The sequence below is a fragment of the Streptomyces xanthophaeus genome, assembly GCF_000725805.1.
In the GTDB taxonomy this organism is placed as follows: Bacteria; Actinomycetota; Actinomycetes; order Streptomycetales; family Streptomycetaceae; genus Streptomyces; species Streptomyces xanthophaeus.
The window spans coordinates 22799-36361 of the sequence record NZ_JOFT01000050.1 but is presented as its reverse complement, the minus strand read 5'-3'; the positions used below and the strand labels follow the sequence as shown (position 1 = coordinate 36361).

The 13563-nt window shown below is 71.1% G+C and carries 15 protein-coding genes; 7 read left to right on the top strand and 8 right to left on the bottom strand.

Translation table 11 applies throughout. The annotated features are described in order from the left end of the window. Window positions 1-30: 30 nt before the first annotated feature. The 3 genes from IO30_RS0126730 to IO30_RS0126720 are packed head-to-tail and all read right to left on the bottom strand — an operon-like array spanning window position 31 to window position 1557. Window positions 31-861, bottom strand: a complete 831-nt coding sequence (locus IO30_RS0126730) for a helix-turn-helix domain-containing protein (protein WP_037895222.1) — start codon at window positions 859-861, stop codon at window positions 31-33. Beyond that, a complete protein-coding gene (locus IO30_RS0126725; protein ID WP_031146939.1) occupies window positions 858-1382 on the bottom strand; it encodes a DUF6879 family protein in 525 nt (174 codons plus the stop codon). Before IO30_RS0126725 ends, IO30_RS0126730 begins: the two co-directional genes overlap by 4 nt. Continuing rightward, window positions 1366-1557, bottom strand: coding sequence for a hypothetical protein (locus IO30_RS0126720; RefSeq protein WP_031146937.1), 192 nt, complete (start codon window positions 1555-1557; stop codon window positions 1366-1368). Before IO30_RS0126720 ends, IO30_RS0126725 begins: the two co-directional genes overlap by 17 nt. A gap of 185 nt (window positions 1558-1742) precedes the next feature. Between IO30_RS0126720 and IO30_RS0126715 the strand changes: the two genes are divergently transcribed. Continuing rightward, on the top strand, window positions 1743-2732 hold the full coding sequence (locus tag IO30_RS0126715) for an aldo/keto reductase (RefSeq protein ID WP_031146935.1): 990 nt from the start codon (window positions 1743-1745) through the stop codon (window positions 2730-2732). 60 nt (window positions 2733-2792) lie between these two features. Here IO30_RS0126715 and IO30_RS0126710 read toward each other — a convergent pair whose 3' ends face one another. Beyond that, complete coding sequence (locus IO30_RS0126710; protein ID WP_031146933.1) at window positions 2793-3485, bottom strand: GDSL-type esterase/lipase family protein; 693 nt, start codon at window positions 3483-3485, stop codon at window positions 2793-2795. 76 nt (window positions 3486-3561) lie between these two features. Here IO30_RS0126710 and IO30_RS0126705 point away from each other — a divergent pair, with 76 nt between their 5' ends. Then, the gene (locus IO30_RS0126705) at window positions 3562-4581 is read left to right on the top strand and encodes a hypothetical protein (RefSeq protein ID WP_031146930.1); all 1020 of its coding nucleotides are present in this window, start codon (window positions 3562-3564) and stop codon (window positions 4579-4581) included. Window positions 4582-4594: 13 nt separating this feature from the next. Here IO30_RS0126705 and IO30_RS0126700 read toward each other — a convergent pair whose 3' ends face one another. The 3 genes from IO30_RS0126700 to rfbB form a co-directional block, all read right to left on the bottom strand. Next, window positions 4595-4972 carry a hypothetical protein gene (locus IO30_RS0126700; RefSeq protein WP_031146928.1) on the bottom strand — a complete coding sequence of 126 codons (378 nt, stop codon included), beginning with the start codon at window positions 4970-4972 and terminating at the stop codon, window positions 4595-4597. Window positions 4973-5108: 136 nt separating this feature from the next. After that, window positions 5109-6467 carry a lipopolysaccharide biosynthesis protein gene (locus IO30_RS0126695; protein ID WP_063768469.1) on the bottom strand — a complete coding sequence of 453 codons (1359 nt, stop codon included), beginning with the start codon at window positions 6465-6467 and terminating at the stop codon, window positions 5109-5111. Continuing rightward, window positions 6464-7441 carry a dTDP-glucose 4,6-dehydratase gene (gene rfbB / locus IO30_RS0126690; RefSeq protein ID WP_031146924.1) on the bottom strand — a complete coding sequence of 326 codons (978 nt, stop codon included), beginning with the start codon at window positions 7439-7441 and terminating at the stop codon, window positions 6464-6466. Before rfbB ends, IO30_RS0126695 begins: the two co-directional genes overlap by 4 nt. A gap of 105 nt (window positions 7442-7546) precedes the next feature. On the opposite strand from rfbB, the gene rfbA reads away from it, so the two are divergent. The 5 genes from rfbA to IO30_RS0126665 all read left to right on the top strand — a co-directional run bounded on the left by rfbA (window position 7547) and on the right by IO30_RS0126665 (window position 12412). Then, window positions 7547-8422: a glucose-1-phosphate thymidylyltransferase RfbA gene (gene rfbA, locus IO30_RS0126685; RefSeq protein WP_031146922.1), complete on the top strand. Its 876-nt coding sequence runs from the start codon at window positions 7547-7549 to the stop codon at window positions 8420-8422. Then, window positions 8419-9024, top strand: coding sequence for a dTDP-4-dehydrorhamnose 3,5-epimerase family protein (locus IO30_RS0126680; RefSeq protein ID WP_031146920.1), 606 nt, complete (start codon window positions 8419-8421; stop codon window positions 9022-9024). The genes rfbA and IO30_RS0126680 overlap by 4 nt, the downstream gene beginning before the upstream one ends. Window positions 9025-9065: 41 nt before the next feature. Further along, window positions 9066-9962 (top strand): glycosyltransferase family 2 protein, encoded by an 897-nt coding sequence (locus IO30_RS0126675; protein WP_031146918.1) that lies wholly within the window; start codon window positions 9066-9068, stop codon window positions 9960-9962. Window positions 9963-10046: 84 nt separating this feature from the next. After that, window positions 10047-11003, top strand: coding sequence for an NAD-dependent epimerase/dehydratase family protein (locus IO30_RS0126670; protein ID WP_031146916.1), 957 nt, complete (start codon window positions 10047-10049; stop codon window positions 11001-11003). Window positions 11004-11143: 140 nt separating this feature from the next. Further along, window positions 11144-12412 carry an acyltransferase family protein gene (locus IO30_RS0126665; RefSeq protein WP_051859939.1) on the top strand — a complete coding sequence of 423 codons (1269 nt, stop codon included), beginning with the start codon at window positions 11144-11146 and terminating at the stop codon, window positions 12410-12412. Between the two features lie 104 nt (window positions 12413-12516). On the opposite strand, the gene IO30_RS0126660 is transcribed toward IO30_RS0126665, so the two are convergent. After that, window positions 12517-13434, bottom strand: a complete 918-nt coding sequence (locus IO30_RS0126660; RefSeq protein WP_031146912.1) for a DUF3027 domain-containing protein — start codon at window positions 13432-13434, stop codon at window positions 12517-12519. Between the last annotated feature and the right edge of the window lie 129 nt (window positions 13435-13563).

Sequence of the window (13563 nt, the reverse complement as noted above, 5' to 3'; positions counted from 1 at the left end):
GACGATGGTCCAGCCTCTGATCACCGGTATCTAGCCCGTTTCCCGTTCGCGCAAGAATCCGTCCCGGACCTCAGCGAGCATCGCCCGCATCGCGTGACCGGCCACGGCCACCGAGGCGAAGCGCTCGTACTTGTCGACGTACAGGGCGACATCCCTGGGTTCGGTCACGATCACCTCGGCGTGCGTGGTCTCGACCGTCACCATGCGGTCGTCCCGAATGACGAAGGAGTGCCCCGGCACGTCGGCCTGCGGGCGGTCCAGGGGGACGACTCGGACGTCCACGTTCGGCAGGCGGGAGACGGAGGCGATGCGGTCCAGCTGTCCTGCCATCATCGCGGGCGGGAGGAGGCGCCAGCGCAGCACGGGTTCCGTGATGACGAAGCGGAGCTGTTTGCCGGTGTCGTACAGCACCCGTTGACGCTCGATCCGAGCTCCGATGGTGCGGGCAAGCTGTTCCTCGCTCAGTCCCTTGCCGCGCAACACGGCGCGCACATATTCGGGTGTCTGCAACAGCCCAGGGACCAGGGACGGCTGGAACAGCCGCAGGAGCTTCATCGAGGCTTCCAGAGCCCTGATCTCCTCCTGCTTCCGGTGGAAGCCCATGCGCCGGAACAGCCGCCAGGCCGTCGCCTCCGTGGCCTGAGCACGCGCCGCGGCCATGTACTCGGCCTTCACCTGTTCGGACACGTCCAAGGCCGTAAGGATGCGTTCCACGTCCACCACGCTGGGCGCCACGTGACCGTTCTCGATCTTGGACAGCTTGGCGGTGGACATGACGGCGCTGCGTGCGACGGCCTTGGCCTCCTTCCCGGATGCCTGCCGGAGCGCCCGCAGCGCCGACCCCAGTTCGGTTCTGTTCACCCGCCGTACTTCGCCCACCATTCGGAGAACGGCTCGGCGTGGGCGAGAGCCGTGTCCCGGTAACCGACGAAGTCCGCCGCACGCCCGGCATCAAGGAACTCCGGCCCGAGGAACGCACCCGTGTCGTCGTAGTTCATGACGACCGGGGAAGCCTCGTCGAACAGCCAGAAGTCCGGCACCCCTGCCAGGGGGTTCGGCTTCCCGGTGATGTCCAGGATGAAGAACTCCTCGCCGCCCGTCATGTTCTTCATGTATCCCCAGCCGAGCTCGTAGCGTAGGTAGTCCGTCAACGGTCGGGAGACAATGTGCACCCGGTACATCCGTTTGCCGGTCTGCGTGGCGGATCGAACGGTCTCGACCCAACCGTCGTTGAAGTCCTCCGGCTGCGGCTCACCGGCGAGGAACGCACGCAGGTTCTCTGCGCTCGACGGCACGTTGTAGTCGTCCAGGATCTCCAGCCGGAACGCTTCACGATCGAAAGTCTTGAACCGCCCCGCCAGGTTGCTAGATGAGCTGATCACGGATGGCCTTCCGGATGAGTTCCATGGGGACTTCCACCAGGCTCTCGTGCGCCGGGATCGCCAGTCCGTGGTCGGCCGGCACCCCACCCTGTACGAGAAGGGTGTCCCGGTCAGTCGCGTAGAGCGTGGGGCAGTCCCCGTTCTCACAGGTCGTGACCAGCTTCCTAACCTCCACCGTGCCCCCTCGCTGTGGCGCCCTGCGGTCCACTCCATGCTCTCCATAGCGCCTTCAGCCAGGCAAGACCTTCGGGTTTCCACAACGGGAAACCGGCTAGCCTTCCGGCGCACAGCACATAAAAGGGGCGGCTGCACGGGTTGGCTCTTGCCTGGAGTGGACTCCAAGCAGTTGGCTTGTGCCTCATGAAGTACACGCAGCTCGGACGCACCGGACTCAAGGTCAGCCGACTTGTACTCGGCACGATGAACTTCGGTCCGCAGACAGACGAACCGACCAGCCACGGAATCCTGGATGCCGCGCTCGACGCGGGTCTGAATTTCGTGGACACGGCCAATGTGTACGGGTGGGGTGAGAACAAGGGCCGCACCGAGGAGATCATCGGTACCTGGTTCGCCAATGGGGGCGGGCGCAGGGAGAAGACGGTCCTGGCCACCAAGGTCTACGGCTCGATGTCCCGCGAGGGCGACACCTGGCCGAACGAGGACCGGCTGTCGGCGCTGAACATCCGCCGGGCCGTCGAGGCCAGCCTCAAGCGGCTCCAGACCGACCACATCGACCTGTACCAGTTCCACCACATCGACCGCCGGACCCCCTTCGAGGAGATCTGGCAGGCCGTCGACGTACTGATCCAGCAGGGCAAGATCCTCTACGCGGGCTCCTCCAACTTCCCCGGCTACAAGATCGCCCAGGCCAACGAGACGGCCGCCCGGCGCGGGATGGTCGGCCTGGTCAGCGAGCAGTGCCTCTACAACCTCGCCGAGCGGCGCGCCGAGATGGAGGTCATCCCTGCCGCCCAGGACTACGGCCTCGGGGTCATCCCCTGGTCCCCGCTGCACGGCGGGCTGCTGGGCGGCGTCATCAAGAAGGAAGTCGAGGGAGGCCGCCGCGCCTCCGGCCGGTCCGCGGACGCGCTGGCCAACAGCACGGTACGGGCGCAGGTGCAGGCGTACGAGGACCTGCTCGACAAGCACGGCCTGGAGCCCGGCGAGGCCGCCCTGGCCTGGCTGCTCACCCGGCCGGGCGTGACGGGCCCCATCGTCGGCCCGCGCACCGCCGAGCAGCTCGACAGTGCGCTGCGCGCGCTGGAGCTGGAGCTGAGCGAGGAGGTGCTGGCCGGACTGGACGAGATCTTCCCCGGGCCGGGGCCCTCCCCGGAGGCCTTCGCCTGGTGATCCAGTAGTACATCGGCCGCCGCCCCTTGCGAGGGGGGCGGCGGCCCTCGCACCACACGGTTACGGCGTCTGCCGCGGGACGTACGGGCCGCCGATCGCCCAGGCCTGGTGGAGGGCCGTCGCGAATTCGCCCGCCAGGCGGTGCTCGCCGGAGGCGTTGGGGTGGGTGCCGTCGTAGGTGTCGTGCCGGATGTCGTACGCGGCCGGGCGCGCGGCCAGCAGGACCGGCGAGGCGGGCGTGCTCAGGTCGGCGACCGCCTTGGCCAGGAGCTCGTTGAAGCGGACGACCTCGGCCGCGAAGGGCGCGTCCTCCTCGGCCCGGACGTTCGGTATGACGGGCAGCAGGACCATCCTGATGCCGGGGCGTGCGGCGCGCGCCGCGGCGACGAAGCGGTGGACGTTCTCGGCGGTCTGGTCGGCGCGCGTGTAGAAGCCGAGGTCGATGAGGCCGAGGGAGACCAGCAGGACCTCGGCTCCGCTGTCGCGCACGGCGGGGCCGATGAGCGGGGCCATGTGCTGCCAGCCCTCGCCCCAGCCGGCCAGGTGGCGGCGGGCGTGCTCCGGGAAGTCGGGGTCGGCGTACGCGTGGCTGACGGCCGCGTCGGCCCTGGCCTCGTACAGCTCGCAGCGCGGGCCGACGATCTCGTGGGGGCCGTCGGGGGCGGCGTCGAGGTGCTGCCACATCCGGTAGCGCCAGGTGTAGTCGCCGGCGCGTCCGATGGTCATGGAGTCGCCGACGAACATGAAACGCATCCGGTCATCATCGCGGATCACGGCGCGGGCGCCCCTGTGATGCCGGACACGCGCCGTGGCCTGGCAAGCTGGTCGGATGCGCCTGCTGCCCGTGTCGTCCGCCCTCGTCGCCGTCGTCGCCGTCGCCGCCTCCCTGGTCTCGCTGCCGGGTGCGGCGCTGGCGGCCGAGACCCCCGGGGCGGCGTCCTTCACCATCTCCGATCCCCGGATCAAGGAGTCGAGCGGGCTCGCCGCCAGCCGGATCCACCCCGGCGTGTACTGGACCCACAACGACAGCGACGACGGGCCGTACATCTACGCGGTGGACTCCGCGACCGGCAGGACGGTGGCCCGCGTGACGCTGACGGGCATCGGCAAGCCGCGCGACGTGGAGGCGGTGTCGCTGGGTCCGGACGGGCAGTTGTACATCGGCGACATCGGCGACAACCTGGACGGGTCCTGGGACCACGTGTGGATCTACCGCTTCCCGGAGCCGAAGGAACTGGGAGACGTCACCGTCAAGGCGACGCAGTTCACGGTCCGTTACGCGGACGGACCGCGCAACGCCGAGGCGCTGATGGTGCATCCGGTGACGGGCCGCGTGTACATCGCGAGCAAGAACGAGGACAAGGGCGGGCTGTACGAGGGTCCGGCGGAGCTGTCGACGGCCGTGCCGAACGTGTTCCGGCGGGTCGCGGACCTGCCGTGGGTGACGGACGGGGCGTTCTCCCCGGACGGCGGACGCCTGGCCCTGCGCGGGTACTTCTTCGCGAAGACCTACGCATGGAAGGACGGGCGGCCGCAGGGCGAGGGCGAGCGGGTGGACGCGCCGTGGCAGGGGCAGGCCGAGTCGGTGACGTACACGGCGGACGGCTCGGCGCTGATGTTCGGCTCGGAGGGCGGCTCCAGCCGGGTCGTCGCCGTCCCGGTGGGCGCGGCCCCGCAGGCTTCGGCGTCCCCCGGTGCGGCGAAGCCGGGCTCCCCGCCGGACGGGGCCCCCTCGGCGCAGTCGCCGGAGCCGGAGGGCAGCTTCACGAAGGGCGCGCTCGTCCTGGCGGGAGGCACGGTGCTGGTGGTCGCCCTCAGGCGGCTGGTGCGGCGCCGGGCCCCGAAGTAGCCCGGGCGCCGTCTCAGCGGCCCGCGCCGAGGGCCGCCTCCAGGTAGCTCCAGCCGTCGGCCCTGGTCTCCTGCCGCTCCTGCGGCCGCCAGCCGCGGGCCAGCGCCGCGTCGAGCAGGACCCGTACGGTGCCGGGCTCGTGCAGGTTGAGTGCGCCGATGCCCACGGCGCCGACCTCGCCCGAACCCGTGGTGAAGCCCGAGACGTAGCGGCCGGGGCCCTCGTCGAAGACGAAGCGCAGCATGCCGCCGGAGCCCGGGGGGTCGGCGTACACGCTGAGGGTCTTGCGGCAGCCGTCGTCCTCCAGGACCCGGTGGCCGTGCCGGACGGCCCACCGGTAGGCACGTCCGTCGGCGACGAGGCGGCGGGTGCTGCTGTCCTTGCGGGGCATGCGGCCGAGCCTACGGACGGGGGTCGTCCCTCGTCGAGGAGGTATTCCCCGGAGTCCGCGTGGCCGGGTACGCCCGCCGGTCAGGCCCGCCCGCCGGGCAGGCCGAGTCCGCCGGGCAGGCCCCGGCCCCGCAGGGTCAGGCCGAGTCGATCAGGGTGGACCGGGGGGCCGCGCCGGCTCCGGTCGCCGCTTCCGTGGCGGCGGGCCCGCGCGGGAAGGTCAGCCACAGGGCGGCCGCCATGCCGAGCACCGCGGACAGCGAGGCGAGGGTGTAGGCCAGGCACACGCGGGTGGTGGCCTCGCCGGGCAGCAGGGTGACGCCGACCAGGACCAGCGTGGCGACGGCCCAGCCCAGCAGCTGGAGGCCGTGCTTGTGCAGGACCATCAGGGCCTGGCCGAGGACCATGGCCAGCATGTAGAAGAGGGTGCCCGCGGAGATCCAGAAGAACACGGTCTGGCCGAGTCCGTCCTCGGCCTTGAACAGCACCTGGATCAGCCAGGGCCCGAGCAGGGTGGCGGGCAGTCCGCCTGCCACACCCAGCGCGGTGACCACCAGGCAGGTCCGGCCCAGGAGCCGGGAGAAGCCGGCCCGGTCCCCGGCGGCGGCCGCCGCGGAGAGCCCGGACAGCAGCGAGGCCTGGAGCGAGCCGAAGACGAAGAGCGGTACGCGGGCCAGCACGATGACGTTCAGCAGACCGGCGACGACCGCGGCCTCGGCGGGGGCCAGCAGCTTGGTGCTGACGACGGCGGCGTTGACGACGACCTGCGAGAGCAGGGTCGAGGCGATCAGCGGGCCGAGACCGGCCAGCAGCCTCGTCCAGCTCTCGGCCGGGCCCGGCCCGAGCCCCTGGAGCACGGGCCGCAGCGTGGCCAGGACCGCGATCAGCGGGGCGACCGCGAGGATCAGTGCGAAGGCCAGCGGGGAGCTCACTCCGGCCAGGGCGAAGCCCACGGCGAGGCCGATGCGCAGGACGCCGTCGATGCCGAGCTGACGGCCGAAGGGGGCGAAGTGGCCGAGGCCCGCCAGGACGCCCCGGGTCACGTTGCTGGCGGCGAGGGTGACGAAGGACAGGGCGAGCGCCCACACCATGTCGACGCGGCCGTCGAAGAAGGTGTCGGCGAGCGGCCGGGCCGCGACGCCCATGCCCGTCACGAGCAGGCCGCACAGGGCGGCGGTGAGGACCGTCACACGGCGCAGGACGCCGGAGACGCCGTGGCCGCCGACGCGGTGTGCGGCGACGATCCGGGTGAGTTCCTGCTCGACGGGGAAGAACAGGCCGATGCCCACGCCCATGAGCACGGTCCACAGCACGGACAGCGAGGCCATGGCGTCGGTGTCGAGGCTGTGTCCGGCCGCCATGAGGTGGACGTACGAGGCGGCGCCGAGGACGACCGTGCCGCCGATCACCAGCAGGGTGCCCGGCGGCAGGGTGGCGGCCAGCTTCGCCAGCGGCGACCGCTTCACGGCCGCCGCGGCATCCGGCGTGTCGTTCACGACTGCTGGGCGGCCTTCACCTTGAGCGGCTCCCACCAGGCACGGTTCTCGCGGTACCAGGCGATGGTGTCCTTGATGCCGTCCTCGAAGGTGACCTGCGGCGCGTAGCCGAGCTCCGAGCTGATCTTGCTGATGTCGATGGAGTAGCGCAGGTCGTGGCCCTTGCGGTCCTCGACCCGGTCGACCATTTCCCAGCCCACGCCCGCGGCCTCCAGCAGGACGCCCGTGAGCTCCTTGTTGGTGAGCTCGGTGCCGCCGCCGATGTTGTAGACCTCGCCGGCGCGGCCCTTGCGCAGCGCCAGCTCGATGCCGCGGCAGTGGTCCGAGACGTGCAGCCAGTCGCGGACGTTGCCGCCGTCGCCGTAGAGGGGGACGTGCTTGCCGTCCATCAGGTTGGAGACGAACAGCGGGATGACCTTCTCGGGGAACTGGTACGGCCCGTAGTTGTTGGAGCAGCGCGTCACGACGACGTCCATGCCGTGCGTGCGGTGGTAGGCCAGCGCCAGCAGGTCGGAGGAGGCCTTCGAGGCGGAGTACGGGGAGTTCGGCGCGAGCGGCCACTCCTCGGTCCAGGAGCCCTCGGTGATCGAGCCGTAGACCTCGTCGGTGGAGACGTGGACGAAGCGGCCGACGCCGTGCTTGCGGGCGGCGTCCAGCAGCACCTGGGTGCCGACCACGTTGGTCATCACGAAGGGGCCGGCGCCCGCGATGGAGCGGTCCACGTGGGACTCGGCGGCGAAGTGCACGACGGCGTCGTGGCCGGCCATCACCTGGTCGACGGCCTCGACGTCGCAGATGTCACCGCGGACGAAGGTGTAGCCGGGGTGGTCCGCGACCGGGGCGAGGTTCGCCTCGACGCCGGAGTAGGTCAGCTTGTCGAGGACCGTGACCCGCGCCGCGGGGTCCTGCGACAGGAGGGAACGGACGAACTGCGAGCCGATGAAACCGGCGCCACCGGTCACGAGAATGCGCATAGTGCGTTCAGCTTACTGTGCGACCGGCGGGGCCCTCACTGCGCCGTCCGGGGGCGGCCCTCGCGGGTTACCTCACCCGAAGGGACGCAACGTATGGTGGCAACCATGCGTGGAATTCTCCTTGCGGGCGGCACCGGCTCCCGCCTCTGGCCCTTGACCCGAGCCGTGTCGAAGCAGCTGCTCCCCGTCTTCGACAAGCCAATGATCTACTACCCGCTCTCCACGCTGGTCATGGCGGGGATCCGCGAGATCCTGATCATCACCACCCCGCAGGACCAGGAGCAGTTCCAGCGGCTCCTGGGCGACGGGTCCCAGCTCGGCCTGGACATCCAGTACACCGTGCAGGAGCGTCCGGAGGGCATCGCCCAGGCCTTCGTCCTCGGCGCCGACTTCATCGGTGACGAGCCGGTCGCGCTGATCCTCGGCGACAACATCTTCCACGGCAGCGGCCTCGGCACCCGGCTCGCGCAGCGGACCGACCCCAAGGGCGGCATGGTCTTCGCCTACCCGGTGGCCGATGCGACCGCGTACGGCGTCGTCGAGTTCGACGCAGACGGCCAGGTCATCTCCATCGAGGAGAAGCCCGAGAAGCCGAAGTCCCGCTACGCGGTGCCCGGCCTGTACTTCTACGACAACCGTGTCGTGGAGATCGCCCGCACCATCGAGCCCAGCGCCCGCGGCGAGCTCGAGATAACCGCCGTGAACGACGCCTACCTGCAGTCCGGCGACCTCCAGGTCACGGTCCTGGACCGCGGTACCGCCTGGCTCGACACCGGCACCTTCGTCTCCATGGTCCAGGCCTCCGAGTTCGTCCGCGTGATCGAGGAGCGCCAGGGCTTCAAGATCGGCTGCATCGAGGAGACCGCCTGGCGGTCCGGCTTCGTCAGCGACGACCAGCTCCGCGAGCTCGCCGAGCCGCTGCTCAAGAGCGGCTACGGCCAGTACCTGCTGGACCTGCTCGACGAGGAGAACGGCCGATGAAGATCCGCGAGCTCTCCATCGAGGGCGCCTGGGAGATCACCCCGGTCCAGCACGGCGACCCGCGCGGGCTGTTCATGGAGTGGTACCGCTTCGACCACCTCGCCGAGGCGGTCGGGCACCCGCTGCGCCTGGCGCAGGGCAACCTGTCGGTGTCGGCCAAGGACGTCGTGCGCGGCATCCACTTCGCCGACGTCCCGCCCGGCCAGGCCAAGTACGTCACCTGTGTGCGCGGCGCCGTCCTCGACGTCATCGTCGACCTGCGCGTGGGCTCGCCCACCTTCGGCACCTACGAGTTCGTGCGCCTGGACGACGTGGACCGCCGCGCGGTCTACATCTCGGAGGGCCTGGGCCACGGCTTCTGCGCGCTGAGCGACGACGCCACCCTGTCCTACATCTGCTCGGAGACCTTCAACCCCTCCGCCGAGCACTCGGTGCACCCGCTCGACCCCGACCTGGCGATCGAGTGGCCCTCGGGCACCGCCTCGCAGCTGTCGGCCCGCGACGCGGCCGCTCCCTCGCTCGCCGAGGCCATCGAGTCGGGGCTGCTGCCCGACTACGAGGAATGCCTGCGTCACCGCCGGTCGCTGCGCGACGCCGGCTGAGCTCCGTCCCGATCCCTCCCGAAACCCCTGGTGCGCTGCTCATGACAACTCTCGACATCATGCTGCCCTACTACGGCAACGTGGCCCTGATGCAGGCCGCCGTGCGCAGCATCCTGGCCCAGAGCGACCCCGAGTGGCGGCTGGTGGTGGTGGACGACGGCAAGGAGCCCGACGTCCCGGGCTGGTTCGCGGAGCTCGACGACCCGCGGGTCTCGTACCAGCGCAACGAGCAGAACCTCGGCGTCACCGGCAACTACCGCAAGTGCCTGGGCCTGGTCCGCGAAGAGCACTTCGTCATGATGGGCACCGACGACATCATGCTGCCCGACTACGTGGCGACGGTGCGGTCGGCCATCGCCCGCCACCCCGGCGTGGGCATGATCCAGCCCGGCGTCCAGGTGATCGACGGCAACGGCAAGCCCACCGAGGGACTCGTCGACCAGGCCAAGAAGCGGCTATACGCACCCAAGTTCAAGGGTGAGGTGCTGATGGGCGGCGAGCAGCTCGCCACCAGCCTGCTGCGCGGGAACTGGCTGTACTTCCCGTCGATCTGCTGGCGCACCGAGGCCGTCCGCAAGGCCGGCCTGCGCGACAACCTGGAGGTCACCCAGGACCTCGCGCTGGAGATCGACCTGATCCAGGCCGGCGAGCAGATGCTGATCTCCGACACCCAGTGCTTCCAGTACCGCCGCCACGCGGTCAGCATCTCCTCCCAGCAGGCCTTCACCGGCCGCCGGTTCGAGGAGGTCAACCGCTACTTCATGGACGTCGCGGACCGGCTGGACGCGCAGGGCTGGACGAAGGCCGCCAAGGCCTCCCGGCTGCACCTGTCCTCCCGCATCCACGCGGCGACGATGCTGCCCGGCGCGCTGAAGAACAAGCAGAGCGAGGGCGCCCGCACACTGCTGCGGCACATCGTCGGCAACGACCACCGCTGACCGACCACCGCTGACCGGGCGCCGCGTACCGCCCGGCCGCGCGCCCCGTCCGCCCACCCCCTCCGACCGCCGGGAGCCCACGCCATGTCCGTCACCAGCCCGTCCCTGCCCCGCGTGGCCGTCCTCGGTGCCACCGGCTTCATCGGCCGCCGCCTGTGCGCGACGCTGCACGAGCGCGGCCACGGCCTGCTCGCCGTCGCCCGCAAGCAGCCGGCCGACGCACTGCCCGGCGAGTTCGCCGCCTTCGACCTCACCGTCGACGCCCCGGCCGAGCTGGCGGAACTGTTCGCGCAGCACCGCATCGACGTGGTCGTCAACGCGGCCGGCGGCATGTGGGGCCTGACGGACGAGCAGATGGGCCCCGCCAACCTCGGCATGGTCAGCCGCCTGCTGGAGGCCCTGCGGTCCATGGCCGAGCCGCCGCGGCTGGTGCAGATCGGCACCGTCCACGAGTACGGCCTCTTCCCGGTCGGCGAGACGTACACCGAGGACTCCCCCGCCCGCCCGTCCACGGTCTACGGGCAGCTGAAGCTCCGGGCCACCGAGCTGGTGGCGGCGGCCGTCCGCGACGAGGGCCTGGACGCCGTCGTCCTGCGCCTGGGCAACGTCGTCGGCGCCGGACAGCCCGCGCACAGCCTGCTGGGCGTCATGGCCGGCAAGCTGGCCGACGCGCAGGCCGCGGGCACCGTCGCCGAACTGTCGCTGATGCCGCTCACGGCGCAGCGCGAGTTCCTCCACCTCCAGGACGGGGTCGACGCCATGGTCGCCGCCCTCGCGCCCGCGAACCCCTGCCCGCCGGTCCTCAACCTCGGCCTCGGCCGGGCGAGCACCGCCCGCGAGCTCGTCGAGCTGCTGATCGAGGAGAGCGGCGTCCCCACGCAGGTCACCGAGGTGCCCGCGCCGGACGGCAGCGGCCCGGAGACCGAATGGCACCAGCTCGACATCAGCGCCACCGAGCGTGCGCTGGACTGGAAGCCGGTCCGCAGCCTGCGCGACGCGGTCGCCGAACTGTGGACGGCCGCTTCCGCGGCCCGGAACTGACGACCCTGTCCGCCGGACGGAATCCGGGCACGCGGCAGGAGCACGGCGCCGCCCGTCCGTAGGATTCTGCGAGGCCCCCGTCGGCCCCACGCCGAGCCAGCACTCCCGGCGCCCCCTCTCCAGGAAGTCTGACCCTCCCTATGTCTCGCAGAGCACCCGTCCTGCCCGGCCGTCGCGGAACCCTCGCCGAGCTGTACTCCCCGCGGGCCAACAGCTTCGGCGTGCTGAGACTGCTCCTCGCCTCCTCGGTCGTGCTCTCGCACGTGTGGCCGCTCGGATGGGGGCCCCTGGACCCGCTGTGGCGCTGGAGCGGTGAGCAGACCGACGTCGGCAAGATGGCCGTCATCGGCTTCTTCGTCCTGTCCGGCTTCATGATCACGGGCAGTGGGGCGCGGACCACCGCCGGCCGCTACGCCTGGCACCGCGCGCTGCGCATCCTGCCGGGCCTGTGGGGCTCGCTCCTCGTCTCCTCGCTGCTGATCCTCCCCGCGCTGTACTACTGGCTCCACGGCTCGGTCAACGGCTACTGGAACCACCCCGAGGGGCCGTTCAGCTACCTCAAGGGCACGTGGAACACCTCCATCAGCACCCACTGGGACATAGCCGGGGTGATCGCCGAGGGGAAGGCCCGCGGGACCAACTTCGACGGGAGCGTCAACGGCGCCCTGTGGTCGCTGAAGTACGAGATCTTCTGCTACATCATGGTCGGCGTGCTGGCCGTCGGCGGAGTCCTGACCCGGGCCCGCAAGTTCGTCCCGCTGCTGACCGGGGCCCTCGGCCTGCTGATCCTGCGGGACTGGCTCACCGCCCCCTCCCTGCGCGGCATCCCCGGTGACATGGGTTCGGCCGTGCAAGTGCCCTTCCTGGGCAGCATGACGGTGCACTTCATCGTCCACCTGTGCTTCGTGTTCCTGATCGGCGCCACCTTCCAGCTGTACCGCGACCGCCTGCCGATCAGCGACGGCCTGGCCGCCCTCAGCGCCCTGGTCCTCGGCGCGACGATCCTCTTCGGCGGCGTCTTCGTCTTCGGCTACCCCGCCTTCGCGTACCTGCTGATCTGGCTCGCGGTGCGGCTGCCGCGCCCCTTCCAGAAGGTCGGGCGCAAGCGCGACTACTCGTACGGCATCTACATCTACGGCTTCACCGTGGAGCAGGCGCTGGCCCTGATGGGGTACGCCAAGTACGGCAAGCCCGTCTTCCTGCTGCTGGCGATGGCCGGCACGGTGGCCCTGGCGGCCCTGTCCTGGCACCTGATCGAATCGCCCGCGATGAAGGCGAAGAACTGGACTCCCTGGTTCGTACGCAAGCTGCGGCGCGAGCCGGGCGTCCCCGCCCAGCAGTCCGCTCCGGCGGCCGCCCCCGAGGCCGGCGGGACGAAGCCGGAGCAGTCCTCCACGGTCTCCGCCTGACCGGCTTCCGCAGCCGAAGCCGTACCCGTACCCGTACGAACGACAGCGCCCGCCCGGGCCGGACCCGGGCGGGCGCTGTCGTTCGTACGGGGCGTTGCTGCGGCTCAGGAGTGGCCGAGGTCCGCGGCCTGGAGGTCGGAGACCGGGACGGAGCCGGTGTCCGGGGCCGGGCGCAGCGGGAACTCGTCCGTGGCCATCGAGTCGAGGACCGGCGGCGCGGGCCGCAGCGGCGCGGGCATGACCGCGGCCTCCGAGTGGCCGCCGCAGCCGTAGGACAGGGAGACCAGCCGGCCGTCCGCCGGGCTGAACTCGTTCGCGCAGACGCCGAAGGCCTGGCCGAGCGAGCCGCCGATCGCGACGAGGAAACCGCAGGAGACGCACGAGGCGGGCGCGGCCTGCGCCATCGGGGTCTTCGCGCCGAAGGAGTCGTCCCAGCGGTCGGCGGCGCTGTGCAGCCCGTACCGCGACAGGACGCGCGCACGCCGCATGCCGAGTTCCTCGGCGACGGAGGTGATGGAGCCGCGCACCGGGACCACGGTGCGGTCGGTGACGTCCGCGTCCTCCGCCTCGACCAGTTCGGCCATCTCGGTGGAGACCACGGAGTTCGGCGGCGGGGCGTCCTCGCCCGACCAGCCCGGCTCCAGGCGCAGGTCCTCGGCATCGGTGGGCAGCAGGTCGCCGGGGCCCATGTCGCCGGGACGCAGGCGTTCGCTCCACGGCACCCACTCGGGAGCCAGCAGGGCGTCGTCGCCGGGCAGCAGCACCGTTTCGTCGAGCGTGACGTTCTTCGCGCGGGAGGCGCGCGTCACGGTGACGGCCCAGCGCCAGCCCCGGTAGCCGGGTTCCTTGCACTCGAAGTAGTGGGTGACGACACGGTCGCCCTCCGCCACGACGGAGGCGTGCTCGCCCACCACTCCGGGGAAGGCGGCCTCCTCGGCCGCCGCGCGGGCGAGTTCTACCGCCTCGACGCACAGGCGGTCGGGGGTACGCGGGGTACGGCTTCGCGTCGTCGCAGCACTCACTGGTCTCGTTCTCTCCTACGCCGTCTCACGTGTGCGCCGTCCGTACTGTCGTCCACAACGACCCGTCGGTGCTGTCCGTACGTGGCGCGGGCGGAGCGGACCAGAGGGCCGCGTCGACGTCCGCACCCG

What these genes read in the sequence shown, in the direction of transcription:
- IO30_RS0126710 (WP_031146933.1), bottom strand. Translation starts at nt 3,485, where the DNA reads ATGCGTTTCATGTTCGTCGGCGACTCCATGACCATCGGACGCGCCGGC.
- IO30_RS0126715 (WP_031146935.1), top strand. Translation starts at nt 1,743, where the DNA reads ATGAAGTACACGCAGCTCGGACGCACCGGACTCAAGGTCAGCCGACTT.
- IO30_RS0126665 (WP_051859939.1), top strand. Translation starts at nt 11,144, where the DNA reads ATGTCTCGCAGAGCACCCGTCCTGCCCGGCCGTCGCGGAACCCTCGCC.
- IO30_RS0126705 (WP_031146930.1), top strand. Translation starts at nt 3,562, where the DNA reads ATGCGCCTGCTGCCCGTGTCGTCCGCCCTCGTCGCCGTCGTCGCCGTC.
- IO30_RS0126675 (WP_031146918.1), top strand. Translation starts at nt 9,066, where the DNA reads ATGACAACTCTCGACATCATGCTGCCCTACTACGGCAACGTGGCCCTG.
- IO30_RS0126670 (WP_031146916.1), top strand. Translation starts at nt 10,047, where the DNA reads ATGTCCGTCACCAGCCCGTCCCTGCCCCGCGTGGCCGTCCTCGGTGCC.
- IO30_RS0126680 (WP_031146920.1), top strand. Translation starts at nt 8,419, where the DNA reads ATGAAGATCCGCGAGCTCTCCATCGAGGGCGCCTGGGAGATCACCCCG.
- IO30_RS0126700 (WP_031146928.1), bottom strand. Translation starts at nt 4,972, where the DNA reads ATGCCCCGCAAGGACAGCAGCACCCGCCGCCTCGTCGCCGACGGACGT.
- rfbA (WP_031146922.1), top strand. Translation starts at nt 7,547, where the DNA reads ATGCGTGGAATTCTCCTTGCGGGCGGCACCGGCTCCCGCCTCTGGCCC.
- rfbB (WP_031146924.1), bottom strand. Translation starts at nt 7,441, where the DNA reads ATGCGCATTCTCGTGACCGGTGGCGCCGGTTTCATCGGCTCGCAGTTC.